Below are 25,120 nucleotides of genomic sequence, written 5' to 3'. Positions count from 1 at the left end.
TAGACGGAATTACCGGCCGAGTCCCTTCACTTCGCGGGGGCTTGGCCGTTTACGTATATGAGCCATTGCTTAATCTCATGGAATTACGGCCACAACTACGGATAATGGCCGGCGTTTTACTTCATCACAGATAACCGAGCGAATCGATGCAGACCCCCACTCTCTTCGCCCTGCTGTTGTTGCTGGTATTGGTGGCCTACGGTACCGGCTTCAGCCGCGCCATCGCCACCGCCCGCAGTCGCGGTGGTGTGCGCAGTCTCGCCTCCCTGCCCAATTACTATGGGGTGCATACCGCACTCTGGTGCGGCCTGCCGGCCCTGGTTATTTTGGGGTTCTGGCTATTGTTTGACGACGCCATCATCCGCACCCTGGTGATGGGTGGTATTGCCGATAAGCCGGAGTCCATTTCTGGTCAGAATTTGCTCTACGCGCAGATTCAGAATCTGGCCGCGGGCAACCTGATTGGGGGTACCACCCCGCAGATCCAGGCGGCCGCGGATCATCTGCTCAGCCTGCGCGAGCGCGGCCAATGGCTACAGACCACAATTACCCTGATTCTGGCGGCGGGCCTTGGTGCATATACTCTGCTGCGTATTTCACCGGAACTGCGTGCGCGCGAGAAGGTGGAAAAGGTCTTGCGCATAATATTGCTGGCCTGTGCCTCCGCTGCCATTTTCACCACCGTCGGCATCCTGATGTCGGTGCTGTTCGAATCGCTGCGTTTCTTCCAGTCGGTACCGGTGACCGAATTCCTGTTCGGCCTGCACTGGAGCCCGCAGATGGCACTGCGCTCGGACCAGGTCGGCTCCAGCGGCGCCTTCGGTGCGGTGCCCCTGTTTACCGGCACCCTGATGGTATCTGCCATCGCCATGTTTGTGGCGGTGCCGGTGGGACTGATGTCCGCCATTTATCTGGCGGAATACGCCGGCAACAAGGTGCGCGCATTTGCCAAGCCATTGATCGAAATTCTCGCTGGTGTCCCCACGGTGGTGTACGGCTTCTTCGCCGCGCTTACCGTGGCACCCTTCGTGCGCGAAGTGGCCCAGTCCGTCGGACTGGAAGCGTCCAGCGAGAGTGCCCTCGCCGCCGGCCTGGTGATGGGGGTAATGATTATTCCGTTCGTATCGTCACTGTCCGACGACGTGATCAACGCGGTACCCCAGTCCCTGCGCGACGGCGCACTCGGTCTGGGATCCACAAAGTCTGAAACCGTGCGCAAGGTGGTGATCCCTGCCGCGCTGCCCGGCATTGTCGGCGGTGTGTTGCTGGCGGTCTCCCGCGCCATTGGCGAGACCATGATTGTGGTGATGGCTGCGGGTCTCGCCGCCAATCTCACCGCCAACCCGCTGGAATCGGTGACCACCGTAACGGTGCAGATTGTGACCCTGCTGGTGGGCGACCAGGAATTCGACAGTCCAAAAACACTCGCCGCGTTTGCCCTCGGCCTGATGCTGTTTATCAGCACCCTGATTCTGAACTTTATCGCCCTGCACGTCGTGAAAAAATACCGGGAACAGTATGACTGATCTGACTCAATCCAACTTGACCCAGAAGCAGGTCCGCGAACGAATCGAAGCGCGGCTTGCCAGCCGTCACCGCAAGGAAAAAATCTTCCGTGGTTTTGGCATCGCGAGTATCGCCTTTGGCGTGCTTGCGGTACTGGTGCTGTTCACCGATATCATCAGCAAGGGCAGCAGTGCCTTTGTGCAGACGGATATCCAGCTGCAGGTGACCTACGACCCGGCCGCCCTCGGCATCGAAACCGTGGACGACGAAAGCCTGGCCTGGGCCAACTTTGATGCGGTGATTCGCAATGCCCTGCGCGAGCGCTTCCCGGAAGTAACCGGCCGTCGCGACAAGCGCGAGCTCTACTCGCTGGTATCCAATGGTGCCGGCTTTGAACTGCGCGAGCGTCTGCAGGAAAACCCGCAGCTGCTGGGCAAAACCGAAACCCTGTGGTTTAACGCCGATGACGATGTGGACACCTATGTGAAGAGTCTGTCCAAATCCAAAGAGGGTTTCCTCGGCCGCACCTCCGAGCAGAAAGCGGAATGGATTCTGGCGCTGCGCGAAAGCGGTGAGCTGGAAAAGCGCTTCAACACCACCTTCTTTACCAATGGTGACTCCCGCGAACCGGAACAGGCGGGTATCCGCGCGGCATTGGTCGGCTCGCTGTTTACCCTGCTGGTTACCCTGGCGTTGTCCTTCCCCATCGGAGTTGCCGCAGCTATTTACCTGGAGGAGTTTGCCCCCAAGAACCGCTGGACCGACCTGATCGAGGTGAATATCAACAACCTCGCCGCGGTACCGTCCATCGTGTTCGGTTTGCTGGGCCTGGCGATCTTTATCAACTTCTTCGAACTGCCGCGCTCGGCGCCGCTGGTGGGTGGCCTGGTGCTGACGTTGATGACGTTACCGACGATCATTATTTCGAGCCGCGCCTCGCTCAAGTCCGTGCCGCCTTCCATTCGCGAGGCGGCCATGGGCATGGGTGCCTCGCGCATGCAGGTGGTACTGCACCACGTACTGCCGCTGGCCATGCCCGGCATGCTCACCGGTGCGATTATCGGTATGGCCCAGGCCCTGGGTGAAACCGCACCGCTGCTGATGATCGGTATGGTGGCGTTTATCGTCGATGTGCCCCACGGCATTACCGATCCGTCCACCGTATTGCCGGTACAGATTTTCCTGTGGGCCGACAGTCCCGAGCGCGCCTTTGTGGAGCGCACCTCCGCCGCGATCATGGTACTGCTGGCAGTCCTGATCACCATGAACACCTGCGCAGTGTGGCTGCGTAAAAAACTTGAACGCCGCTGGTAACGCGCCCCGTTACCTGTGAATGCTAAGATAGCGAATCGAGAAAGAGCCATGAGTACCATGACCCTGAACGCCGGCGAAGCTGTACCGGCGCAGAAAGAAGCCACCCAACCGGTAGCGGAGCCCTCTTCAGTGAAAAACCCGGAAGTGAAAAGCAGAGCGGCTAATCCCAATAGCCAAGTGGACGGTACCGTCGGATCGCCGTTTTGCGACGACGCCAAGCTGCGCATGCGCAACGTGAATGTGTTTTACAGCGAGACTCAGGCGATTCACGATGTGAGCCTGGATATCGGCCGCAACCAGGTGGTGGCCATGATCGGCCCATCCGGCTGTGGTAAATCCACTTTCCTGCGCTGCCTCAACCGCATGAACGACACCATTGAGGGCTGTCGCGTGGAAGGCGAACTGAGCCTGGACGGCGAGGCCATCTACGGCCCCAAGGTGGACGTGGTGCCCCTGCGCGCCCGTGTCGGCATGGTGTTCCAGAAGCCGAACCCCTTCCCCAAATCCATTTACGACAACGTCGCCTACGGCCCCAAGATTCACGGCATCGCCAGCCGCCGCGCGGAACTGGATGAAATCGTGGAAAACAGCCTGCGTCGCGCCGGCCTGTGGAACGAAGTGAAGGATCGCCTGGACAAGCCCGGCACCGGCCTCTCTGGCGGTCAGCAGCAGCGCCTGTGTATCGCCCGCGCCATTGCCGTGAGCCCGGAAGTGATCCTGATGGACGAACCCTGCTCGGCGCTGGATCCCATTGCCACCGCCCGCATCGAGGAGTTGATCGACGAACTGCGCGAGAACTACACCATCGCCATCGTCACCCACTCCATGCAGCAGGCCGCGCGGGTCAGCCAGCGCACCGCCTACTTCCACCTCGGCAAGCTGGTGGAAGTGAATGACACCGAGACCGTGTTCACCAATCCCGAACACGATCTCACCGAAGCCTACATTACCGGCCGTTTCGGCTAAGGTTGGGGGGAGCCCACAAAACGCTATGGATATGCATTTCGATCAACACATCTCCCGCCAGTTCAACGAAGATCTTGAAAGCCTCAAGACGGAAATGCTGGAAATGGGTGGCCTGGTGACCCGTCAGGTAGCCGATGCCGTAGAAGCCCTCGCAAACGCCGACAGTGAGCTGGCGGAAAAGGTTTTGCAGGTGGAAGAGGAAATCGACCGCTGCGAAATGGAAGTGGACGAGCACGCGACCCTGATTATCGCCAAGCGCCAGCCGGCGGCGTCTGACCTGCGTATGGTGATGTCGGTAATCCGCATCGCCCGCGACCTGGAGCGCGTCGGTGACGAGGCCAGCAAGATCGCCAAGATGGCCATCGCCCTGACCGACGAAGGCACCGCCCCGCGCGGCTACACCGAGATCCGCCATATCGCCAACGCCGTACGCAAGATGCTCAATGACGCGCTGGACGCCTACACCCGCTTCGACGTCAAATCCGCCATGGAAACCCTGGCCAAAGACGAGCAGGTGGATATGGACTACCGCAGCGCAATCCGCGAGATGGTCACCTATATGATGGAAGACCCGCGCAGTATTTCCCGGGTGATGAATGTGCTGTGGACCCTGCGTTCGCTGGAACGTATTGGCGATCACGCAAAGAATATCTGCGAACAGGTGGTTTACCTGGTAAAGGGTGCCGATATTCGCCACGGCAATGAAAAAAATATGCGATAACAGCGCGCTGTAATCAACGGCAAGTTCGGATTGCTTGTATTAATTCCAGATTACATTTAATTACACCCTGAATAAAAATGGCCGAAATTGCGGCCATTTTTTTCACCTGAACTTTAGTGCCATTTTTAATTGAGAATCGCTTACAGGAATTAATCGCTTGTTTGGTAATGCCAAAGCGTAAAGAGTTAATCCCCTGCCTTACCGAAGCTCGCGTTAACACGCAATATTCCGTAATTTTTCTAAAACGAAATACATTCAGCTTCGGTTCAGTTCCCCAGCGACAAAATACCCTGGCGGCTGTAGTTAAACTACCGAATTCAAATTGTATTTGAGACGTCCGTCGCAATTAATTCTTTTCGTTGCACTTAAATTTTCCTGCACTTAGAATCCGCGCCGAATTTGTCCGGGTGCCTTATTGGCTGGTCTTTGAGAGAGGGATCAAACGGGCAAATCAAACGGGTACCAAAGTACAGATGTAAATTAAACAGGGAACACTTCTATGAAGTTCAAGTTTGCAGCACTTCCTCTGATGCTGGTTTCTGCGGTTGCTTCCGCGGAGCAATATAATTCTTTTACCGACGCTGAATACGAGAGCCGTGATAATGGCGTGGCGGACATTGATACACTGAGCTTTGACTCCAAGTATTACTTCGGCACGCTGGAGACTCTGGGCCCGCGCAAGGAATTCAATTACATTCTGCCGGTTTCCAATATTTACGGTGGTTTTGACTACGTAGATTATGACGGCGGTGATAGCGACAGTCTGAATGTTGGCGGTGAGTACTTCACCGGCCAGTGGAAAGTATTCGGTGAGGTGCAAGATAACGAATTCCGTGACGCTTACAGCGCTGGTGCGGGCTTCCTGTTTACTCCGAACTTCCTCGCTGAAGTGGAAGCAGTAAAAATTGAAGATACCGATACAGTTCTGTTTGCTCGCGCTCAGTACAACCATCAGCTAAGCGGCAATGATTACATCGGCTTTACCGCGCAGGTGGACGATGAGTTCGATTCTCGCGCAGTATCTGCAAAATATTTCACCGCTCTTTCGGGCGGCCAGTACTTGACCACCGAACTCTCGCTGATCGATATTGATGGTCAAGACCTGTTTTGGGGTGGTGAGGCTGAATTCTATTTCAACGAAAACACCTCCATCGGCGCGGGTTATAACGAAGCGGAAAACTACGAGTTTAACGCTACCCACTTCTTCAATCGCAATGTTGCGGCCAAAGTTTCCTATGGCTCCAGCCGCGATAATGACGATCTGGATGTATTCAGCCTGGGCGTAACCGTTCAGCTGTAATTTCCTCACGGAAATTATCCAAAAAAAAGCGGGCGAAGAAATTCGCCCGCTTTTTTGCGTCTGGGGTCTGGTAAAAAATCAGCCCTTGTTGCTGAGCGCCTGCACCCGCGCCTGCGCCTTGGTGGCAATATCGCCGGAAGACTGGGCGGCGATCTGGTACTGGCTCAGTGCATTTTTGGTATTGCCCTGCTGCTCGTATACCTGGCCCAGGTAATAGTGTGCGTGGGGGGTGTCCAGATAGCTGGTGGAACGCTGCAGATCCCGCTCGGCGGCGGTGTAGTTCTTCAGTTGCGCATTGAGCATGCCGCGCATCAGCCAGTTGGAAAACAGCGTCGGGTTTTTCTGCACCGCGGTTTCGTAGGATTGCAGAGCCGACTGGTACTGCTTTTTCTGCGCGAGCAAATCCCCTTCCAGCGCGTAAAAGGCCGCTTCTTTCGGCTGTTGCTTCTGTGCTTGACGGGTCAGGGTCAGGGCGCGGTCGTACTCTTTCTTTTGAACGGCGGCCACCGCGTTGTCGTAACTTTTATACGCGTCTGCATCTTTCTTCAACTGGGCAATGGCGCGCTGGTATTCGTTGCGGTTGGTGACGCCGCCACCCAGCTTCTTCGCGTGTTCAATATTCGCATCGACGCGGGATTGTGACGGCGGGTGGCTGGCGAAGAGTGCGTCGAGGCCGCCGGACTGTTTGCCCTTGGAGAGCTCCACGAATTTCTTCTGTAGCCCCACCGCACCCTGCGGGTCGTAGCCGGCGGCCACCATATATTTCATACCGTATTCATCTGACTCCAGCTCGTTGTCGCGGCCGTACTTGGCGATATACGCGGAGCCGCCAAACTGGCTGCCCAGGGAAATCAGATCGCCGTAACCGGTGTTCTGGGTAGTGGCACCGAGAATGGCAATACCCGCACCGAGGATCTGTTGCTGGGACATGGCGGCGGCGGAGTGGCGGGCGGCGGCGTGAACGATTTCGTGGCCGAGGACCGCGGCCAATTCGGCTTCATCTTCCAGCAACACCAGCAGGCCGCGGTTGATGGCGATCTTGCCACCGGGCAGGGCCCAGGCGTTGGGAGTGGAGTTGTTCAGCACCACAAACTCGTAGGGCAGGTTTGGCTGATCGGAAACCTTCGCCAGCTTCTGGCCTACACGGCTGACATAGCTCTGCAGGGCCGGGTCGACCAGGTATTCACCGCCCTGGGTCTGCTGGGCCTTGGGGTATTGCTGCTCGCCCAGCGCCACTTCCTGGCCCTGGGACATCAGTGACAGCTCTTTCTTGCCGGTCACCGGGTTGACCGCACAGCCAGCGATACCGCCGGTCAGAGAAGCGGCAATAGCGGTGGCCAGCAGGCGGTTTGAGATTGAACGCGGAAACATGATCCTCTCCCTGTATAATGCGCTTCGCAAATTTTATCGCCGAATATTGTACACAGTCCGGAGAGAGAGGTTATGACGACCGCACTGCAGATTATCGAATTGTTTGCCGGTACCAACCCTGACGGGGAGCCGGTGGTCGAGCGCATGCAGGTGCGGGTCAATGAGGACGACAGCGTGCAGCTGGTGCGCTCTCCGGCGTTTATCAAGGGCATCGCCAGCGGCGACACCATCAAGGTGAACCGGGAAGATCCGGAGAAGCCCAGCTTCGAGCTGGTCAAGCGCTCCGGCAACCTGGCGGTGCGTATCTTCTGCCGCGAAGACAGCACCAAGCTCTCCGATCAACTGACCCCGCAGCTGGAAAAGCTCGGTGGTGAGCTGGATCTGGAAAGCCCACGCCTGCTGGTGTACAGCATCCATGTAAGCTGTGGTTTCGCCGAGATCGAGCAAATTCTCAACAGTGTCTGTGACGGTGCCAACAGTGTCTGGTACTACGGCAATGTGTACGATCCGGTGGATGGCCAGACGCCACTCAACTGGTGGCAGGACATTTTGAAGCCAGAATAATCCGACGCCCTCTCACCACCGTCATTCCGGCGTAGGCCGGAATCCAGCACTCCGGACTCTGGATCCCGGCATGATGCGCCGGGATGACGCAAGTCATTGACCGCTTTCGAGTTCCCCTATGCTTATCGTTATCTCCCCCGCAAAAACCCTCGATTTTGATAGTGAAATCCCCGCACTGGACACCACCCAGCCGGATTTTCTCAAGGAGTCCGCGGCGCTGATCAAGGAGCTGAAGGCCCTGAGTCCGCAGGATATCTCGAGTCTGATGAAGATCTCGGACAAGCTGGGGGTTCTGAACTACGACCGCTTCCACAGCTGGAAGCGCCCGTTCACCGACAACAATGCCCGCCCTGCCCTGCTCGCTTTCAAGGGCGATGTGTATACCGGACTCGAAGCGGAAACCCTGGGCAAGCGGGATTTTGCCTTTGCGCAAAAGCACCTGCGCATGCTTTCCGGCCTCTACGGCCTGCTGCGCCCCCTGGACTTGATGCAGCCCTATCGGCTGGAGATGGGCACTAAGTTTGCCAACAGCGGCGGCAAGAACCTGTATGAATTCTGGGATGGCAAGATTACCGAGGCGCTGAATACTCAGCTGCAGGCACTCAAGAGCAAGGAGCTGGTGAACCTGGCCTCCAACGAGTACTTCAAATCCGTGCAGAAAAAGAAACTGCAGGGGGAAATTATTACCCCGCATTTCAAGGACTGGAAAAACGGCCAGTACAAGATGATCAGTTTCTTCGCCAAAAAAGCCCGCGGCATGATGAGCCGCTGGGCCATCGACAACCGGGTAAAGAGGGCCGAGCAGCTGAAAGACTTTGATGTTGCCGGTTACACTTTCAGCGAAGAGCATTCCCATGGCAACGACTGGGTGTTCCTGCGCGACGAACAGCCGGCCTGACGAGGGCGGCAGGACAGCATGACGGATAGCGAACTACCAGACGCGCCCTCCACCGCGCGCAATCGCGAACCCATTTGCGACCAGCTGCAACGCCTGCTGGCCGCAAGCGGTCATGTGCTGGAAATCGGCAGTGGCACCGGCCAGCACGCGGTGTACTTCGCCCCGCGCCTGCCCCATCTCACCTGGCAGACCTCCGAGCGCCCGCAGAACCTGCACGAGGTGCAGGCCTGGCTCGGCAACCGCCCCGCGGCCAACCTGCCGGTACCGGTTGCGCTCGATGTGACCGGCGACTGGCCCGAATTGCGGGTGGACACGGTGTTTACCGCCAATACACTGCATATTATGCCGGCCGTCGCAGTGGACACGTTTTTCCATAAACTGCCGCGGGTATTGCAGCCCGGTGGTCAGTTAATCGTATACGGCCCGGTGAAAATCGCCGGCGAGTATATTGGTCCCGGCAATGCGGGTTTTGATGTGTGGCTGAAAGAGCAGGACCCACTGCGCGGGATTCGCGATCTGGAGTGGCTGGATCAGCTGGCGGCAGCCCAGGGGCTGCAGCGAATCGAAAACAATTACCTGCCTGCCAACAACCAGTTGTTGGTGTGGCAAATGAGTGAGAACCGCACTTTGTAGGACCCTGCAGGGAGGCTCCTACAGCGGGCGTTAAAAACGAACAATCGCAGGACAAGGAAACATCACTATGCCCCCATGGTTAGAAACCGCCCTCGCTATCTTCGCCGCTGTTGCTGCCGTGTTTTTCTTCGGTAAATATCGCGAATACGCTGCTGCATTGCACGAATCCGAGCGCATGAAGCACAAGCTGTCCAAGGACCTGGACCGCTACCGGGATGTACCCCAGCTGCGTGCCCTGCGCGACGGGCTTTTGGGCGAACGCAATCTGCCGGTGGATGACGAGGGCCGCGAACATATCCTGATCCGCGACAGCGCGCGCAAGCTGGTGCATATCACCGTGGAAAAGCGCAAATCGGAGGGGGTATCCCCGGATGCTCCAGTGCAGTACACCGCCGCGGGAGAGTCCCGGCAGCTGCAAGAGCTGGAGTAATCGTTGAAGTCTTTCCATGCTGGAAACGAAAAAGCCCCTCTCGGGGCTTTTTTTATAGCAGTCAGTTTTGTAGCCGTCAGCTAGTGGCGGTGCTGGCCTGGGTGAGCTTCTGCAGGGGGAAATTCAGGGTAAAGGTACTGCCGCGGCCGGGTACACTGGTTACGTTCATGTTGGCGCTGTGGCGTAACAGCACATGCTTGACGATCGCCAGACCCAGACCGGTGCCGCCGCTCTCGCGGGAGCGACCGGCGTCCACCCGGTAAAAGCGCTCCGTCAGACGCGGAATATGCACCGGGTCGATACCGATACCGGAATCCTTCACCGAAAAATGCCCACCGCTGGCATCCATGCGCCAGCGCAGTTCAATCGGTCCGCCATCCGGGCTGTACTTCACCGCATTAAACGCCAGGTTGGCAAAGGCGCTGTGCAGCTCACCGGCGTCCCCGGTAATCGTGCAGTCCTCATCGCAGGCCACAGAAATCTCATGCCGCTCACCGCTCAGCGAGCGGGCTTCGCCAGCCACCCGTTCCATCAGCTCGCGCACCGACACCCGGTCGCGCCCACTGTCGCGCTCGGATGTCTCCAGCCGCGCCAGCAACAGCAGATCGTTTACCAGACCGGTCATACGCACCGTCTGCTCACTCATCTGCCCCAGGGGCCTGTCCCAATTGCGCGGCGCCTGGCCACTCATCTGCAGCGTCTCCAGGTAACCCGCGATCACCGTCAGCGGTGTGCGCAGCTCGTGAGAAACATTCGCCACAAAATCCCGCCGCATCTGCTCCAGGTTATGCAGCCGGGTAATATCCCGCACAATCACCAGCGCTTCATCCTGACCGAAGCGCGTAACTTCCACCTGCAGAATCCGCGAATCATCCCCCGGCGCCGGCAGCGTAATCGGCTGCTGATTCGCCCGCTTGCCGCCGCTCATTCGCTCGTACATATGCTCGACAAAACGCGGGTCGCGCACAAAGTTGACCAACGGCTGGCCCGCATCGTCCGGCTGTAAACGCAACATTTGCCCGGCGGCAGGGTTCCACCACGCCAGATTGCCATCGTCCTCCAGCGCCACAATACCCTCGCGCAATGCACTGGTACTGTCCTGCACCCGCCGCAGCATCGCGTGGAGCTTCTGCTTCTCTTTGCGGTGGCGGCGCTGCATGCGGTAGAAATCGTCGGTGATATCCCCCCACACACCAAAATTCGTCGGCGCCGGGCCGCGGCGGCCGTTGGCGAGCCAGCGGTCAAATTGATTTTGTTGCCACAGCAACCAGAAAACATAGGCGGCAAGACCAGCGCACAGCGCCAGCCACCAGTGGCCGCTGGCAAAACCGAGAATGGTGGTGCCGAGGGCGATAATGATAAAGCGGGAAAACTCGCCAATACTGCGATCGAGCATGATGGTTTGGCCATCTTGTTTCAGGTAGGTAAACCCGGTAATTGGAAAAACTACCGAGGTTCTAAGCGAAGGTCGAGTGCCGGGTAAGCGTTTTTGAAAGCGTCGGCGACAGGGATGTCGCCGACGCAGCGTACAGGGAAGTATTCACAGCGGTTTAGCTGAGCACATCCGTGTGCTCAGCCCTACGGGCAGCTAAAGCTGCTGAAAATTGTTCCCGACAATTTTTTCAAAAACTTTTACCTGGTGCTCGGCCGCCACAGGACTCGCTACGGAGCCCTCTACAATTCTTGGGTGTAGGTTACACCCTTTCCGCGGTCTGTACAGAAAAGCGGTAGCCGGTGCCGCGCACGGTCTGGATGTAGCGCTCGTGGCCATCCACCGTCAGGGCCTTGCGCAGGCGACGGATGTGAACATCCACGGTGCGCTCTTCCACATACACGTTGCCACCCCACACATGGTCCAGCAACTGGGTGCGGGTATAAGCGCGCTCCTGATGGCTCAGGAAAAACGTCAGCAGGCGGAACTCGGTCGGACCCATATCCACCGGATTGCCATTGATCGTCACCCGGTGGCTGATTGGATCCAGCACCAGGCCACCCGCCGTCAGCGGCTCCTCCGGCGTGCTCGGGCCCGCGCGGCGCAACACCGCCTTCAGGCGTGCAACCAGCTCGCGCGGTGAAAACGGCTTGGTAATGTAATCGTCCGCACCGGTCTCCAGACCCTTGATCTTGTGATCTTCCTCACCCTTGGCAGTGAGCATGATGATCGGCAGAGAAGAAGTCAGCTCATCCCGCTTCAGGCGACGGGCCAACTCAACCCCGGAAACATCCGGCAGCATCCAGTCCAGCAGAATCAGATCCGGTTTCTCATCAATGACCAGCGCGTGGGCCGCCTGGGCATTTTCCGCCTCAAGACAACGGTAATCCGCCATCTCCAGTGCTACCCGTAACATATCCCGCACCGGGGCTTCGTCGTCGACTATGAGGATCGTCTTGCTGTGCATCTGCCTGCCATACCCTAACTGAAGTGATTGTCATTTAACTGACTATTCTAGAGTGGCCATTTAACGTCACTTTAGTGACAAAAATATGACAGCCGTACGGGAAGCGCGGCTTGCGGGTCGGTGTCTGCGCTTAATTCCACAGGTAGTGGGAAAATATGCCTGCAAACAGCGCCATACCCACCCAATTATTGTTCAGGAATGCCCTGAAGCAGGCTTCTCGTTGCCGTGCGCGAATCAGCCACTGCTGGTAGCAAAACAGCCCGGCAGCTACCGCAACACCGCCGTAATACAGGGGGCCCATATCCGCGCGCCCTCCCAGCATCAACAGAGCCAGGATCACCATGCCCTGCAGGCAGCCGGTCATCACCCGGTCCATGTCGCCGAACAGGATGGCAGTGGACTTCACGCCGATCTTCAGGTCGTCGTCCCGGTCCACCATGGCATAAAAGGTATCGTAGGCCACGGTCCACAGCAGGTTGGCGGTAAACAGCACCCAGGCCACCGCCGGTACCTCATCGGTGACCGCGGCAAATGCCATGGGGATTCCCATACTGAACGCCGCACCCAGCACCACCTGGGGCAGATGGGTGTAGCGTTTGGCAAAGGGATAACAGAAGGCCAGCGCCAGCGCCGGCAGCGACAGCAGAATGGTCAGCTTGTTGGTGGTGAGCACCAGTAGAAATGCCAGCAGCATCAGGCCGGCGAACAGCATCAGTGCGCCTTTCGGGGTGGCGGCGCCGGTGGCGAGGGGGCGCTGGTTGGTGCGCTTTACGTGGCCGTCGATGTTGCGGTCGGCGAAGTCGTTGATGGCACAGCCGGCGGCGCGGGTGAGAATCACACCCAGGGTAAACACTACAAACAGGTGCAGCCCCGGCCAGCCCTTTGCGGCAATCCACAGCGCGGCCCAGGTGGGCCAGAGCAACAGCAGCGAGCCGATGGGCCTGTCCAGCCGGGCCAGTTGCCAATAGGGCTGGATACTGGGCCAGTGCTGCGCGAAGCGCTGCTGGACTTGTTGGCGAATGGCTTGCATGGCAGTTCCCGTATTCTTTCCTGTCTCTTCAGATCATTAGGTCATTGGCGGTTTGTGGGGATTGAACCCGCTGAGGAAGGTCTCTGCAACCAGCAGGGGTTTGTCGTGCAGCCAGAAGGTGGAGCGGCGGCCCCAGGCGTGGGTTTCGCTCTGGTCCAGTTCCGCCAGCTGGCACTGGGAATTGCGCTTTAGCTGATTGAGGACGATGGGGCCACGGCGGATGTCCGGCTGGCTGAACAGGAGTTCGCCGAGGGGGCGGTTGTCGAGGCTGCGCAGGTAGCGGGATTTGCCGGCGAGGGTGCGCTCGGGAAGGACGCTGCGGGCGTAAACCCAGGGCTGGGTGTCGCTGCCGTAGAGCAGGACTTCGCGGATCAGGGCGCGGTTGCGCTCTTTGAGGTTGAGGGCGCGGCGCTCTTCGAGGTTGGGTGTGTGCCAGCCCTGGTTGAGTATTTGTACGCTAAACTCGCCGTGGCTCAGGTGTTTGAGGGCGGCGGTGAGGGACCCTTTGTGTTGCAGCCAGGGCAGGAGGTGGTCCGGCGGGGTGTGGCCGTGCAAGCTTTCGAGGGGTTGTGGGTGCCAGTCGCCGATGGCCTCAAAGGGGGAGTGGTACAACGCAGACTCCGCGCGGGGTTTTGCTGGTTTGAATTAACCGCATTGTACCTGACCGCTGGCTTTGGTGAATGGTTATGGTTTTTGCTCGGCTGGAGCGCTGCCGATATAGTGGCGCTGGATTCGGGGAAGAAACCAGTTCGGTGGCGGTGTTGCTGCCGTGTGCAGCCTTGCGAGACACGACCTAGGCGGCCCCCCGTGAACCCATCCATGGGGGCTCTTCCGCGAGGTCCCTCTCGCGGAAGGTCTCGCAAGGCTGCACACAACATCAACACCTTCTCCCGGACCGCAGATTTCTTAATGACAAAATAAGTATCGAACCTGATGACCATCAGGTTCATAACTAGGACGGACCATGGGGCTTACCAAAAAAATCGTACTGGCCATGATCACGGGGATCTTGCTTGGCCTGTTGTTCAATGTACTCAATTCCAGCCAGGTGTTGGGTGCGACGGTTACCGGATTTATCAACAATTACCTCACCAATGGCCTGTTCGACATCATCGGACGGATTTTCATTGCGTCGCTGAAACTGATGGTGGTGCCACTGGTGCTGGTATCGCTGATATGTGGTGCCTGTGCTCTGTCCGAGGGCAGCCGGGTTGGGGTGTTGGCAGGGAAGACACTGCTGCTTTACCTGTGCACGACGGCCGTGGCCATTTCCCTAGCGCTGCTATTGGCGCTGGTGATTCAGCCCGGTGTGGGTATGGAGTACCTGGCGGGGGATGCGCAGTTCGAAGCGAAAGATTCCCCTCCCCTGTCCGATGTACTGGTCAATATTTTTCCGACCAATCCGGTAATGGCGATGGCAGAAGGCAACATGCTGCAGATCATCGTGTTTGCCCTGCTGCTGGGTTACGCGATTTCCCGCAGCGGCAAGCCGGGCCAGCGGGTGGCGGCGTTCTTTAATGATCTGAACGAGGTGATTCTGCGCATGGTGGGTGTGCTGATGGTGTTTGCGCCTTACGGGGTGTTTGCGCTGTTGGTGAACAAGATTGCGCTGCTGGGTCTGGATGCCATTCCGACTCTGGCGAAGTATTTCGGGGTGGTGCTGCTGGCGCTGATGATCCACGCCTTCGGTGTCTATCCGCTGCTGCTGAAATTGCTGTCGGGGCTGAACCCGGTGAAGCTGATCAAGAAAATGCGCCCGGCGATGGCGTTTGCCTTCAGTACCGCGTCTTCCGCGGCGACGATTCCGGTGACGCTGCAGACGGTGGAGAAGCGTCTGGGTGTGGATAACAAGATTGCCTCTTTCACTGTTCCCCTGGGTGCGACCATCAATATGGATGGTACGGCGATCATGCAGGGGGTGGCGACGGTGTTTATCTCCCAGTTGTATGGGATCGAGATCGGTCTGATGGGTTACCTGACGGTGATTCTGACCGCGACTCTCGCGTCTATCGGCACCGCTGGTGTGCCGGGTGTGGGTCTGATTATGCTGGCGATGGTGCTGGGCCAGGTAGGCCTGCCGGTTGAGGGCATTGCCATTGTGATGGGTGTGGATCGTTTGCTCGACATGGTGCGCACGGCGGTGAACATTACCGGGGATTCAGTGGTGAGCACGATTGTTGCGAAAAGTGAGGGGGCGCTGAACGTGGATACCTTCAATGACGACAACTACAACAGTGTGGTAAGTGAGGGTGAGGGCAAGGGCAAAGGAAAATCTTCCGCGGCCTGATCGCCTTCCTGCAGCTAAAGAAGGGCGAGCGCGTTGCGCGGCTCGCCCTTTTTCATTTCTGGCACTTTTCGCAATTACAGCGTGGCCATATCCCGCAATTCGTCGGCTTCGAGGTTGTCCTCCATCGCCTCCACCAGTTCTTCAACCATTTCCGTAAGCGCTTCCTTGATGGCTGCTTCGGTGGTGTCTTCGCCGGCGCGATTGTCGTGATAGCTGCGCACCCGGTATTTCTCACTGATTTTCAGATTGTCGATACTGATGCGTTGTTCACGCAGCGCGGTGCCACTGCGGTTGCTCAGGACGTAGCGAAATTCGCCGTTCAGGGTCACATTACCCTGTTCCAGGTCGTGGTCGCTTTTGGGTTTCATCGCGCTCAGGTGCTTGATGACTTTGAGGTTGATCGTGTTCTGCAGGTTCAGCAGGCCATTCTCCGCAACCAGAGGTACTTCTTCATCCTCGAGGTACTCAAACAGCACCCGCGCCAGTTCACTGTGAATGTGTTGGGTGTAATTGCGGATTGCTTCCTTCTTAAGATCGGCGAGACCGCCACCGTTGCCGGCGAGTGCCAGCATCAGCTGCATATTGCCGCTCGAAACCGGCATGGGTACATCGAGCTCGATTTCAGTCGGGGCAATGACCAGACTGGGGGTGTGGTCGTCGTTCCCCCAGAAGCTGTCCTGGGCAATGGTACTGGTGGATAGCGCAAGGCTACACACACCGACGGCGAGTAGCCGACGGATTCCTTGGGTTCTCATGCATCGCTCCCTGTTTTGATTTTTATACCGGGATAATTTTTCTTGGCGCTGTTTGATTGGGCGCGCCACGGCGAATGGTTTCGCTCTGTAATTTTTAGACGTCCGTCACAGGCTGCCACTTATCGATGCGGAGAGCAAAAAATTTCGGTGACTTGTGCGTCAGTGGTAGTCAGTTGTGTGAGGTGGGTCGCAGCGGAGGATTTGGGGATCAATTAGGGGGTGGGCGCCACCAGGATGGTGGCGCGGAGTTGTGCCCGCTGTCAGCCGCGACTGCTCAGCTCGCGCAGGGCGTCGGCTTCCAGATCGTCTTCGATACGATCGATGACCCGCTTCACCAGCTGGTCCGCCATCTGGCGCAACTCTTCGGTGGTGTTGTCCTCCCCCGCATCGCCGCGCAAGGAAGTCTTGATCCGGTACTTACCCTTCAGTCGCAGATCGCCAATGTCAACACGCCTCTCCACCAGCAACCGCTCCCCGGGTGCCTGCAGACGCAGGTGGTAGTCGCCGCTGGCGCTCAGGCTGCCTCTCTCGATTTCGTAGTCGCCACCGCTCTTGAGGCCGCTCAATCGCTTTACTACGGAAATATCAAAGAAGTTGTAAAGAATGAACGAATTATTATCGGTGTACAGCGGGATGTTTTCATCGGCGAGGAGTTCGCGCAGGGCGCCGTCCAGACGGGTGCGCAGGTAGTTAGCAAATTCTTGGTTTGCGGTCTCTTTGGCGGCGCTGAGGGTGCCGTTGTTCGTTGCCTGCGCCAGCATGCTTTCAAAGTCATTCCCCACCAGTGGGGTGGGTACCTCTGCGGCCACTTCTGTTCGGGCGAGGGTGAGATGGGGGATGGGTTCGTCGCTGCCGCCAAACAGGCCCTGGGCATTTGCGCAGGTGTACGACAGTGCGGCGCACAACAGTACGCCGAGTGACGGCAGGTGGCGGATTAATTGGCCGGGGTGTAACAGATAGATCACCGGGAAGCTTCCTGATTGCTGAGGCTGACTGGATTGCAGCCACTTGGTTCACCGGCGCGGGGCGGATGAACGCGATTGATTGTGGTGTGTGACCGGCGATACGCCTGCCGGACTTCGGGAGGTGGTTTGATTCACCCTGTTATTTGGCTGCATAGCTCTTTTGGGCAGGCTGCCACTGCTGCGGCGGGAGCGCAAAAATATTAGTGACCGACTATGACTTGGTGGTCTCGGCAATAAGCCGGTGTTTAAAAATGCGTGCGCCGGTTCTCAAAACGGGCAATCGGGCGGTATGGGGACGGAGATCAGGGTGAGTTGAAAGCGGCAGAAGTTTTGCGAAGTCGTAACCTCAGGCTTCGGCAAAGCGTGGTTTGTTGTGCAGCCAGCGGCGCACCAGGGCCGCGCGGGACTCTGCTGTCAGTTGCGCTGCCGCGGCGATTTTCTGTACCTGGGGGAGCAGGTGGGCATCCCGCTGCAGGTCTGCGATGCGATGCTGGATTTCGCCGGTCTGGCGCGTGCCCAGAATCTCCCCGGGTCCGCGCAGACGCAGGTCTTCCTCGGCGATGGCAAAGCCGTCCGCATGGTCGCGCAGGGCCTGCAGACGCGCGCGGCCGTTGGCCGAGAGCGGAGTGGAGTACATCAGCACGCAGTGGCTGGCGATGCTTCCCCGCCCTACCCGACCTCTCAACTGGTGCAACTGGGCGAGTCCCAGACGCTCCGGGTTTTCGATAATCATCAGGCTGGCATTGGGCACATCCACGCCCACTTCGATCACGGTGGTTGCCACCAGCAAATCCACTTCGCCGGCCTTGAAGGCCTTCATCACGAGATCTTTAGCGTCCGGCTTCATGCGCCCGTGTACCAGTGCCACGCGCACCCCGTTCAGGGTATCTGCCAGTTCCTCGGCGGTGGACTCCGCAGCCTGAGCCTGCAGGGTTTCGGATTCCTCGATCAGGGTGCATACCCAGTAGGCCTGGCGCCCTTCCTGCACCGCACTGTGCACCCGCGCCATCACGTCGTAACGGCGCTCGCTGGAGATGGCCACGGTGTTGATGGGCTGGCGACCGGGCGGCAATTCGTCGATCACCGAGCAGTCCAGGTCGGCGAAGGCGGACATGGCCAGCGTGCGTGGAATCGGGGTGGCGGTCATGATCAGCTGGTGGGGTTGGGTACGCTGCTGTTTACCGGGAGCACCTTCAACCGAACCTTTCTCGCGCAACTGCAACCGCTGGGCCACGCCGAAGCGGTGCTGTTCATCGATGATCACCAGGGCCAGGCGGTGAAACTCGACGCCTTCCTGAAACAGTGCGTGAGTACCCACTATCAACTGGGCATCGCCACTGTGGATCGCGGCCAGTTGCGCGCGCCTTTCCGATACTTTCATGCTGCCGGTAAGCCAGGCCACGGTAATACCCAGGGGCTCCAGCCAGCCACTGAAATTGATCCGGTGCTGCTCGGCCAGAATCTCCGTGGGCGCCATCACCGCGCATTGATAGCCGGCGCCGATCGCCTGCAGTGCAGCGCGGGCCGCGACCAGAGTCTTGCCCGCGCCCACATCGCCCTGCAACAGGCGCATCATTGGCGCGCTGCCGGCGAGATCCTCGGCGATCTCCCGGCCCACACGCTGCTGGGCTTTGGTGGGGGTAAACGGTAGGCGCGCGAGAAAGTCCCGCTCCAGTGCCGCGTTCGCGGAAAGCGCCGGCGCATTGACCTTCGAGGCACTGCGGCGCAATTCCAGCAGACTCAGATGGTGGGCCAACAGCTCTTCCAGCGCGAGGCGCTGTTGCGCCGGGTGCTGACCCTCGGCCAGCTGCGACAGATCGGCATCTGCCGGCGGCTGGTGCAGGTACATCAGCGCGCCGGCGAGCGGCATCTGCAGTGAACGCGGCAGCAGGTCCGCGGGCAGCAGCTCGGTGACATTCCCCTCGGCGAGCCAGTCCAGTCCCTGGCCGATCAGCGCGCGCAGGCGCCCCTGGCCCAGGCCTTCAGTGAGCGGGTAAATGGGGGTGAGGGTTTGTGCGGTTGGCGAAACATCTTCCCCGAGAACCTCAGTTTCCGGATGGTAAAGCTCTACACCCGCGCTGCCGCGGCGGGCTTCGCCGTAGCAGCGCACCCGGGTACCGGGGGCCAGGCGATTTTTCTGCGCGGCAGTGAAGTGGAAAAAGCGCAGGGTAATACTGCCGGTGGAGTCCTGCAGGCGCACCGCCAGGCTGCGGCGGCGGCCGAAGGTCACATCGGCGGCGCGCACCTCGCCTTCAACTACCGCATCCATCCCCGGGCGCAGGCCCGCCAGTGGCACCACGCGGGTGCGGTCCTGATAGCGGGCGGGCAGATGGAACATCAGGTCCTGCAGGGAACTGATATGCAGTTTGGCGAGGGTTTCCGCCAGCTTGGCGCCAACCCCTTTGAGGGCGGTAACCGGTATTTCCGCTAAGGGTTTCGCTGGCGGTTTTTTTTGTTTGCTTGGCTTCTGGCTCACGGACTCTTCAGTTGGCACTGATTGATCGCGTCGCGCAGCATGTCGATGGCGCGGTGACGGGGAAAGCTGGCACGCCAGGCCAGAGCTACGGTGCGCTGCGGTGCCGGCGCCACAAACGGACGGGTCACCAGCACGCCGGTGGCGTATTGGGAGGCGGCCGCGGCGGACAGCGGCAGTACGGTGATACCGAGGCGCGAAGCCACCATATGGCGCAGGGTTTCCAGAGAGCTGCCGTCGGCGGCGGTGCGGATATGACCACTGCCCGCTTCTTTCTCGATGGACTGCTGCAGTTGCGGGCAGGCTTCCAGCACCTGATCGCGGAAGCAGTGGCCCTCACCCAGCAGCAGCACATTGTCTTCGCACAGCTGTTCCGGTTTCAGCGCTTCAAATTTTGCCAGCGGGTGGTCCGATGGCATCAGTACCACGAAGGGCTCGTCGTACAGGGGCTGGGTCACCACGTCCGGTTCGGTAAATGGCAGTGCGATGATCACCGCGTCCAGTTCGCCCTTGCGCAGGCGCCCGCGCAATGTGGAGGTGTAGCCCTCCTCCACATACAGCGGCATCTGCGGTGCCAGTTGCTGCAGCTGGGGAATAAAGTGCGGGAACAGATAGGGGCCGATGGTAAAGATGGCGCCCACGGAAAGCGGGCTGCTCAGCTGATCCTTGCCGGCGCTGGCGATGTCCTTGATCGCGGCGGATTGCTCCAGTACCAGTTGCGCCTGGGCGACGATACGCTCTCCCAGGGGCGTGGCCTGTACACGGGTCTTGGATCGCTCGAACAGGGCAACGCCCAGTTCCTTCTCCAGCTTTTTCACCGCGATGGACAGGGTCGGCTGGCTCACAAAGCAGCGCTCTGCGGCGCGGCCAAAATGCTGCTCCTGTGCCAGGGTGACGATGTAACGAAGTTCGTTCAGTGTCATGGCAAACGCAATCAGATGAATCTTGGCGATAGAGTTTATTCATAAACACCCCCTGGCGGCCAGTAAAACCGCCAGACACCTGTGTAAATGTCACAAACTAGAAAAAAATGCTATTAGCATTGTTTATACTTAGTAATTTTTGCTATTAACTAGCGCCGCAAACCGGTGATATGGCGCTTTATTTGCTATACATGGTAGGCAAGTGTTCGAAACACACAAAGCGGAGAATCGCTATGGGAATCTTGTCTTGGATAATTCTTGGTCTGATCGCCGGTGCGCTGGCCAAATGGATCATGCCCGGCCCAGATCCGGGTGGTTGGATCGTGACCATGATCATCGGTATTGTCGGCGCCTTTATTGGCGGCTGGGTGGGCAGTTTTGTCGGCCTGGGCACCACCGGTGGTCTGTCACTGGGTAGCATTATTACCGCGGTAGTCGGTGCCGTGATCTTGCTGTTTATCTATCGGCTGGTGAAATCCCGGGGCTGACCGCAACGCGGCAGTACCCCGGTGCCGGGCTCGCAGTGAACTGTGGGCCCGGTTCACAGACTTAGCGGTCTAAATTGGCTATAAAGAGCCAATAGACTGCATACTCACAGTAATTCACAGATTACACTCAACCAACTATTCTAAGCGGCGCCCGGTAGAATGTGGCGTGGCAACTATTGGGGTCGGAATTCGATACCCGGGGGTTTAATCGAGCGGTTATGGCAAAGGAAAAAGTCTGGATCTTCGGTTGCGGGGATCTGGGGACCCGTCTGGCACTGAAGCTGGATCGCAAGGCCTACGATGTATTTGGCGTGCGACGAAATCCGCTGCAGGCGCTGGCCCGCAAGCGTCGAGCGGACGTGGTCAACTGGCGTCGCGGCGACGCTACAAAAGCAGAAGATATCCACCGCCATCTGAGTAACGGTGCCGACGTGGTCATCGCCACCTTCACCCCCGGCGCCAGCACCCCGCAAGCCTATCAACGCGCCTACGTCGAAACCGCCACCTGCCTGCGCCAGGCCCTCGCGGATATGGAAAAGCCCCCGCGCCTGCTGCTGTGGGTCTCCTCCACCCGTGTCTACGGCCAGAGCGGCGACCAGTGGCTCGACGAGCGCTCACAGCCCCTGCCCGGCAGCTATCAGGGCGAAGCCCTGCTCGCCGCAGAAAAAATTGCCCAGCAGAGTGACGTCGACACCTGCGTTGTGCGCTTTGCCGGCATCTATGGCCCGGGTCGCGACCGACTCCTGTCCCAGGTCCGCGCCGGCCGCTGCGCCCCGCCGTCACCACCCCAGTTCAGCAACCGCATTCACGTGGACGACGCCGTCGGCTTCCTCGCCCACCTGATCGAGGGCCAGAAAAAAGGCATGCCGCTGGAAAAACTCTACATCGGCGCCGACTGTACCCCGGTCCCCATGTACGAGCTGCAGAGCTGGCTGGCGAAATCCATGGGCTACACCAGCGCCCACCTGCGTGAAGAAGTGGCCACCAGCGAACGGCGCTCCAAGAAAATGAGCAACAAACGCATGCTGGATAGCGGCTATGAAATGCTCTATCCCGACTATCGCGCCGGCTACCGCACCCTGCTGGAAAATGACTGAGCCGCAAAATAGCTCAAAAAGAAAAGCCTAAACGAAGTGCGCCGCCCTTGATCGATCAATCGCGAGCGGCGCATGGCGGTTCTCGGGCTAATTCCTCGGACTAAATCCGAGAATATCCTCAGATAACCAGAATCCCTTCCGCCTCAAACTGCGCACCCTTCGGCAGCTGGCTCACACCCACCGCAGCGCGCGCCGGAAACGGCTTGGTAAACATCTCCTCCATCACCTCATTCACCGTGGCAAAATTGGCGAGGTCCGTGAGATACAGATTCAACTTCACCAGATCATCCAGCGAACCGTTCGCCGCCTCACACACCGCCTGCAGATTCTTGAACACCTGCACCGCCTGCTCACGGAAATCGTCGGAAACCAGCTCCATCGTCTCCGGAACCAGCGGGATCTGACCAGACAGATAGATCGTGTTATCTACCTTCACAGCCTGTGAATAACTGCCGATAGCCGCCGGTGCTTTATCCGTTTTTATCACTGCACGATTGGGCATGGATGACCTCTCCCGGCCCGAACGGGGCCACTTAGCTGAAAAAGAAAGCGGGAGAATATAGCGCGGTTTGAAAGCCTTGGGGAGCAGCGGAAAGGTCCAAATCCCCAGATGCGGAACCTGTCCACATTCCAGGAATTTTCGAGCAAAACCCCACCAACTTTCACAACAAGGTCGCAACAACCATCCGCAAGAACAAAAAAAGCCGCAGCATCCAAGAAGGCCCAGTGCCGGGGTCTATCCGACAAACGATTGCCGATGAGGTTGTTTGGCGGGTAGACCCCGGCACTGGGCCGGACCTGACAGGAGCACCGAAGGCGGCCCGGCCCTGTTCAGAGCAGACGGACGAACAGGGCGAAGTGAAAGAAAAGGCAAGAATTAAGGACGAGCGATTTTAATAACCGCAGGCAGGTTGCGAAGCCGCTTCATAACCTGAGCCAGATGCACCCGGTTAGCAACTTCCAGAGTCAAAGCAATCACACTGTGCTGAGCATCTTTCTCATCCACATGGATCTGCTCAATACTCGCACCCTCCTCGGTTATGCGCGTCGCCAAACGGGCAATAATGCCGCGCTCCGACTCCACCTCAACCCGCACATCCCCCAGGAACTCACCCTTCACATCCGGCGACCAGGCCACCGCCATAATATTCTCCGGATGCTCCCGCAACTCCGCTGCATTGCGGCACGTATCCCGGTGCACCACCACTCCCTTACCGGAACTGATGTGCCCCATGATCGTATCCCCCGGAATCGGACGACAGCAGCGGGCAAAACTGATCAGCATGCCCTCCTGGGCATCGATGGTCAGCGGCGAGGAAATGTTGCTCGCCTCGGTCTCCGTGGTGCCCGGCGGCACCAGCAGTTTTGCTGCAGAAAACGCCGCGCGGTTACCCAGACCAATCTCCTCGAGAAGATTGTCAAAGGTGTCGCACCTGGCCTCTTTCACCCCGCGCTTGATCTGCTCCTCTTCCAGGTCGGTAATTTTCAGATGGAACTTGGTCAGCGCCTTCTCCAGCAGGCGGCGCCCCAGCTCAATGGAATCGTGGTGACGCTGATGCTTCAGGTAGTGGCGAATCGCACTGCGCGCCTTCGCGGTTACCACAAAGTTAAGCCAGTTGGGATTCGGCTGCACATTCTTGCTGGTCAGGATCTCGACCTTCTGCCCACTCTCCAGCGGTTGCGACAGCGGTGCCAGGCGCTGATTGATGCGCACCGCCACACAGGAATTGCCAATATCCGTGTGCACCGAATAGGCGAAGTCCACCGCCGTGGCACCGGCCGGCAGATCGATAATCTTGCCCTTCGGGGTAAACACGTAAACCTCGTCCGGGAACAGATCGATTTTTACGTTTTCGATAAATTCCAGGGAATCGCCGGCGCGCTGCTGCATCTCCAGCAGGCCCTGCACCCAGCGGCGCGCACGCACCTGGCTGGTACCGCCGGTATTCAGTACCTCATCGCCAGAGGACTTGTACAGCCAGTGCGCGGCAATACCGCTGTTCGCCATCTCGTCCATTTCCTTGGTGCGGATCTGCACCTCGATGGGCACCCCGTGCATACCGAGTAGCACGGTGTGCAGCGACTGGTAACCGTTGGATTTGGGGATGGCGATATAGTCTTTGAATTCGCTGATCACCGGCTTGTAGAGGTTGTGGATAACCCCAAAGGTCCGGTAACAGGTATCGACACTGTCGACGATGATGCGGAAGGCGTAGACGTCCATGATTTCCTTGAACGACTTCTTCTTCGAGCGCATTTTCTGGTAAATGCTGTACAGGTGCTTTTCGCGGCCGATCACCAGCGCGTCGATATTCTCCCGCTCCAGGCGCAGCTCGATAGCGTTCTGGATTTTTTCCAGCAGCTCTTTGCGGTTGCCGCGGGCGGCCACCAGCGCTGCGCGCAGGCGACTGGCGCGCAGTGGATAGATGGCAAAGAAGGAGCGGTCTTCAAACTCGATCCGCACATCGTTCATGCCCAGGCGGTTGGCAATGGGAGCGTAGATCTCGAGGGTCTCACGGGCGATGCGCGCGCGCTTTTCCGGCTTGAGCGAGCCGAGGGTGCGCATGTTGTGCAGGCGGTCGGCGAGCTTTACCAGAATCACGCGGATATCCCGCGCCATGGCCAGGGCCATTTTCTGGAAATTTTCCGCCTGCTTTTCCGCAGGGCTGTCGGTCTCGAACTGGGTCAGCTTGGAGACGCCGTCCACCAGATCCGCAATTTCCTCCCCAAACTGCTCCGCCAGAGCCGCCTTGGGGATGCCGGTGTCTTCGATGACATCGTGCAGCATCGCCGCCGCCAGGCTCTGGGCATCCATATGCATGCCGGCCAGAATAGTGGCTACCGCGAGGGGGTGGGTAATGTAGGGTTCTCCGGAACGTCGCTTCTGGCCCTCATGGGCCTGCTCCGCGTAGAAGTAGGCGCGGCGGACGAACTGGATCTGGTCGGGGGGTAGATAGGACGAGAGGCGATGGGCCAGACTGTCGATAGTGTGCAAAGCCG

General features: G+C 58.8%; 23 protein-coding genes. 12 read left to right on the top strand and 11 right to left on the bottom strand.

Going from position 1 to position 25,120, the window contains the following annotated elements; translation table 11 throughout:
- Positions 1–146 precede the first annotated feature (146 nt).
- The 5 genes from pstC (at position 147) to ACXAG1_RS13525 (ending at position 5,807) form a co-directional block, all read left to right on the top strand.
- Positions 147–1,526, top strand: a complete 1,380-nt coding sequence (gene pstC, locus ACXAG1_RS13545; protein ID WP_475119966.1) for a phosphate ABC transporter permease subunit PstC — start codon at positions 147–149, stop codon at positions 1,524–1,526.
- Complete coding sequence (gene pstA, locus ACXAG1_RS13540; protein ID WP_475091257.1) at positions 1,519–2,820, top strand: phosphate ABC transporter permease PstA; 1,302 nt, start codon at positions 1,519–1,521, stop codon at positions 2,818–2,820. The genes pstC and pstA overlap by 8 nt, the downstream gene beginning before the upstream one ends.
- A 225-nt stretch (positions 2,821–3,045) precedes the next feature.
- The gene (gene pstB / locus ACXAG1_RS13535) at positions 3,046–3,786 is read left to right on the top strand and encodes a phosphate ABC transporter ATP-binding protein PstB (protein ID WP_475093904.1); all 741 of its coding nucleotides are present in this window, start codon (positions 3,046–3,048) and stop codon (positions 3,784–3,786) included.
- A gap of 25 nt (positions 3,787–3,811) precedes the next feature.
- Positions 3,812–4,507, top strand: coding sequence for a phosphate signaling complex protein PhoU (gene phoU, locus ACXAG1_RS13530; protein WP_475091256.1), 696 nt, complete (start codon positions 3,812–3,814; stop codon positions 4,505–4,507).
- Between the two features lie 499 nt (positions 4,508–5,006).
- The gene (locus ACXAG1_RS13525; RefSeq protein WP_475091255.1) at positions 5,007–5,807 is read left to right on the top strand and encodes a putative porin; all 801 of its coding nucleotides are present in this window, start codon (positions 5,007–5,009) and stop codon (positions 5,805–5,807) included.
- Between the two features lie 78 nt (positions 5,808–5,885).
- Here ACXAG1_RS13525 and ACXAG1_RS13520 read toward each other — a convergent pair whose 3' ends face one another.
- A complete protein-coding gene (locus tag ACXAG1_RS13520) occupies positions 5,886–7,178 on the bottom strand; it encodes a M48 family metalloprotease (protein ID WP_475091254.1) in 1,293 nt (430 codons plus the stop codon).
- Between the two features lie 72 nt (positions 7,179–7,250).
- Between ACXAG1_RS13520 and ACXAG1_RS13515 the strand changes: the two genes are divergently transcribed.
- The 4 genes from ACXAG1_RS13515 to ACXAG1_RS13500 all read left to right on the top strand — a co-directional run bounded on the left by ACXAG1_RS13515 (position 7,251) and on the right by ACXAG1_RS13500 (position 9,703).
- Entirely contained in the window at positions 7,251–7,742 is a 492-nt protein-coding gene (locus ACXAG1_RS13515; RefSeq protein ID WP_475091253.1) for a DUF4265 domain-containing protein, read from the top strand.
- Between the two features lie 118 nt (positions 7,743–7,860).
- Positions 7,861–8,640, top strand: coding sequence for a peroxide stress protein YaaA (gene yaaA / locus ACXAG1_RS13510; RefSeq protein ID WP_475091252.1), 780 nt, complete (start codon positions 7,861–7,863; stop codon positions 8,638–8,640).
- A gap of 18 nt (positions 8,641–8,658) precedes the next feature.
- The gene (locus ACXAG1_RS13505; protein WP_475091251.1) at positions 8,659–9,273 is read left to right on the top strand and encodes a DUF938 domain-containing protein; all 615 of its coding nucleotides are present in this window, start codon (positions 8,659–8,661) and stop codon (positions 9,271–9,273) included.
- 67 nt (positions 9,274–9,340) lie between these two features.
- On the top strand, positions 9,341–9,703 hold the full coding sequence (locus ACXAG1_RS13500; protein WP_475091250.1) for a hypothetical protein: 363 nt from the start codon (positions 9,341–9,343) through the stop codon (positions 9,701–9,703).
- A gap of 76 nt (positions 9,704–9,779) precedes the next feature.
- Here the strand turns inward: ACXAG1_RS13500 and phoR are convergent, their stop codons facing one another.
- From phoR to ACXAG1_RS13480, 4 genes are all read right to left on the bottom strand, one after another.
- Positions 9,780–11,099: a phosphate regulon sensor histidine kinase PhoR gene (gene phoR, locus ACXAG1_RS13495; RefSeq protein ID WP_475119965.1), complete on the bottom strand. Its 1,320-nt coding sequence runs from the start codon at positions 11,097–11,099 to the stop codon at positions 9,780–9,782.
- A 298-nt stretch (positions 11,100–11,397) separates the two neighbouring features.
- Entirely contained in the window at positions 11,398–12,102 is a 705-nt protein-coding gene (gene phoB / locus ACXAG1_RS13490) for a phosphate regulon transcriptional regulator PhoB (protein ID WP_043319916.1), read from the bottom strand.
- A 130-nt stretch (positions 12,103–12,232) separates the two neighbouring features.
- Positions 12,233–13,132, bottom strand: coding sequence for a 4-hydroxybenzoate octaprenyltransferase (gene ubiA, locus ACXAG1_RS13485; RefSeq protein ID WP_475091248.1), 900 nt, complete (start codon positions 13,130–13,132; stop codon positions 12,233–12,235).
- Between the two features lie 36 nt (positions 13,133–13,168).
- Positions 13,169–13,744 (bottom strand): chorismate--pyruvate lyase family protein, encoded by a 576-nt coding sequence (locus ACXAG1_RS13480; protein ID WP_475119964.1) that lies wholly within the window; start codon positions 13,742–13,744, stop codon positions 13,169–13,171.
- Between the two features lie 352 nt (positions 13,745–14,096).
- Between ACXAG1_RS13480 and ACXAG1_RS13475 the strand changes: the two genes are divergently transcribed.
- The gene (locus ACXAG1_RS13475; protein ID WP_475119963.1) at positions 14,097–15,419 is read left to right on the top strand and encodes a dicarboxylate/amino acid:cation symporter; all 1,323 of its coding nucleotides are present in this window, start codon (positions 14,097–14,099) and stop codon (positions 15,417–15,419) included.
- Between the two features lie 74 nt (positions 15,420–15,493).
- Here ACXAG1_RS13475 and ACXAG1_RS13470 read toward each other — a convergent pair whose 3' ends face one another.
- The 4 genes from ACXAG1_RS13470 to ACXAG1_RS13455 form a co-directional block, all read right to left on the bottom strand.
- Positions 15,494–16,174 (bottom strand): hypothetical protein, encoded by a 681-nt coding sequence (locus ACXAG1_RS13470; RefSeq protein WP_475091245.1) that lies wholly within the window; start codon positions 16,172–16,174, stop codon positions 15,494–15,496.
- Between the two features lie 260 nt (positions 16,175–16,434).
- Positions 16,435–17,139 carry a hypothetical protein gene (locus tag ACXAG1_RS13465; RefSeq protein WP_475091244.1) on the bottom strand — a complete coding sequence of 235 codons (705 nt, stop codon included), beginning with the start codon at positions 17,137–17,139 and terminating at the stop codon, positions 16,435–16,437.
- A 346-nt stretch (positions 17,140–17,485) separates the two neighbouring features.
- Positions 17,486–19,615: an ATP-dependent DNA helicase RecG gene (recG, locus tag ACXAG1_RS13460; RefSeq protein ID WP_475091243.1), complete on the bottom strand. Its 2,130-nt coding sequence runs from the start codon at positions 19,613–19,615 to the stop codon at positions 17,486–17,488.
- Positions 19,612–20,535, bottom strand: coding sequence for a LysR substrate-binding domain-containing protein (locus ACXAG1_RS13455; RefSeq protein ID WP_475091242.1), 924 nt, complete (start codon positions 20,533–20,535; stop codon positions 19,612–19,614). Before ACXAG1_RS13455 ends, recG begins: the two co-directional genes overlap by 4 nt.
- Before the next feature lie 233 nt (positions 20,536–20,768).
- Between ACXAG1_RS13455 and ACXAG1_RS13450 the strand changes: the two genes are divergently transcribed.
- Both ACXAG1_RS13450 and ACXAG1_RS13445 read left to right on the top strand, forming a co-directional pair.
- Positions 20,769–21,023 carry a GlsB/YeaQ/YmgE family stress response membrane protein gene (locus ACXAG1_RS13450; RefSeq protein WP_043319923.1) on the top strand — a complete coding sequence of 85 codons (255 nt, stop codon included), beginning with the start codon at positions 20,769–20,771 and terminating at the stop codon, positions 21,021–21,023.
- Between the two features lie 218 nt (positions 21,024–21,241).
- On the top strand, positions 21,242–22,120 hold the full coding sequence (locus ACXAG1_RS13445; RefSeq protein WP_475091241.1) for an NAD-dependent epimerase/dehydratase family protein: 879 nt from the start codon (positions 21,242–21,244) through the stop codon (positions 22,118–22,120).
- Positions 22,121–22,238: 118 nt separating this feature from the next.
- Here the strand turns inward: ACXAG1_RS13445 and ACXAG1_RS13440 are convergent, their stop codons facing one another.
- Together ACXAG1_RS13440 and spoT are read right to left on the bottom strand one after the other, a co-directional pair.
- Positions 22,239–22,622 (bottom strand): RidA family protein, encoded by a 384-nt coding sequence (locus ACXAG1_RS13440; RefSeq protein ID WP_475091240.1) that lies wholly within the window; start codon positions 22,620–22,622, stop codon positions 22,239–22,241.
- 375 nt (positions 22,623–22,997) lie between these two features.
- A complete protein-coding gene (gene spoT / locus ACXAG1_RS13435; protein ID WP_475119962.1) occupies positions 22,998–25,115 on the bottom strand; it encodes a bifunctional GTP diphosphokinase/guanosine-3',5'-bis pyrophosphate 3'-pyrophosphohydrolase in 2,118 nt (705 codons plus the stop codon).
- Between the last annotated feature and the right edge of the window lie 5 nt (positions 25,116–25,120).

The organism is Microbulbifer sp. ABE4_465 (genome assembly GCF_056160765.1).
The sequence above is the reverse complement of the archived record's forward strand: the minus strand, read 5'-3'. Positions and strand labels throughout refer to the sequence as shown.

Excerpts from the sequence above, each read along its gene's own strand:
- ACXAG1_RS13475 (WP_475119963.1), top strand. The coding sequence starts at position 14,097 with ATGGGGCTTACCAAAAAAATCGTACTGGCCATGATCACGGGGATCTTG.
- pstC (WP_475119966.1), top strand. The coding sequence starts at position 147 with ATGCAGACCCCCACTCTCTTCGCCCTGCTGTTGTTGCTGGTATTGGTG.
- ACXAG1_RS13505 (WP_475091251.1), top strand. The coding sequence starts at position 8,659 with ATGACGGATAGCGAACTACCAGACGCGCCCTCCACCGCGCGCAATCGC.
- pstA (WP_475091257.1), top strand. The coding sequence starts at position 1,519 with ATGACTGATCTGACTCAATCCAACTTGACCCAGAAGCAGGTCCGCGAA.
- ACXAG1_RS13450 (WP_043319923.1), top strand. The coding sequence starts at position 20,769 with ATGGGAATCTTGTCTTGGATAATTCTTGGTCTGATCGCCGGTGCGCTG.
- phoU (WP_475091256.1), top strand. The coding sequence starts at position 3,812 with ATGGATATGCATTTCGATCAACACATCTCCCGCCAGTTCAACGAAGAT.
- ACXAG1_RS13515 (WP_475091253.1), top strand. The coding sequence starts at position 7,251 with ATGACGACCGCACTGCAGATTATCGAATTGTTTGCCGGTACCAACCCT.
- ACXAG1_RS13455 (WP_475091242.1), bottom strand. The coding sequence starts at position 20,535 with ATGACACTGAACGAACTTCGTTACATCGTCACCCTGGCACAGGAGCAG.
- ubiA (WP_475091248.1), bottom strand. The coding sequence starts at position 13,132 with ATGCAAGCCATTCGCCAACAAGTCCAGCAGCGCTTCGCGCAGCACTGG.
- ACXAG1_RS13525 (WP_475091255.1), top strand. The coding sequence starts at position 5,007 with ATGAAGTTCAAGTTTGCAGCACTTCCTCTGATGCTGGTTTCTGCGGTT.
- phoB (WP_043319916.1), bottom strand. The coding sequence starts at position 12,102 with ATGCACAGCAAGACGATCCTCATAGTCGACGACGAAGCCCCGGTGCGG.
- yaaA (WP_475091252.1), top strand. The coding sequence starts at position 7,861 with ATGCTTATCGTTATCTCCCCCGCAAAAACCCTCGATTTTGATAGTGAA.
- pstB (WP_475093904.1), top strand. The coding sequence starts at position 3,046 with ATGCGCAACGTGAATGTGTTTTACAGCGAGACTCAGGCGATTCACGAT.
- ACXAG1_RS13445 (WP_475091241.1), top strand. The coding sequence starts at position 21,242 with ATGGCAAAGGAAAAAGTCTGGATCTTCGGTTGCGGGGATCTGGGGACC.
- ACXAG1_RS13520 (WP_475091254.1), bottom strand. The coding sequence starts at position 7,178 with ATGTTTCCGCGTTCAATCTCAAACCGCCTGCTGGCCACCGCTATTGCC.
- ACXAG1_RS13470 (WP_475091245.1), bottom strand. The coding sequence starts at position 16,174 with ATGAGAACCCAAGGAATCCGTCGGCTACTCGCCGTCGGTGTGTGTAGC.
- phoR (WP_475119965.1), bottom strand. The coding sequence starts at position 11,099 with ATGCTCGATCGCAGTATTGGCGAGTTTTCCCGCTTTATCATTATCGCC.
- ACXAG1_RS13500 (WP_475091250.1), top strand. The coding sequence starts at position 9,341 with ATGCCCCCATGGTTAGAAACCGCCCTCGCTATCTTCGCCGCTGTTGCT.
- ACXAG1_RS13440 (WP_475091240.1), bottom strand. The coding sequence starts at position 22,622 with ATGCCCAATCGTGCAGTGATAAAAACGGATAAAGCACCGGCGGCTATC.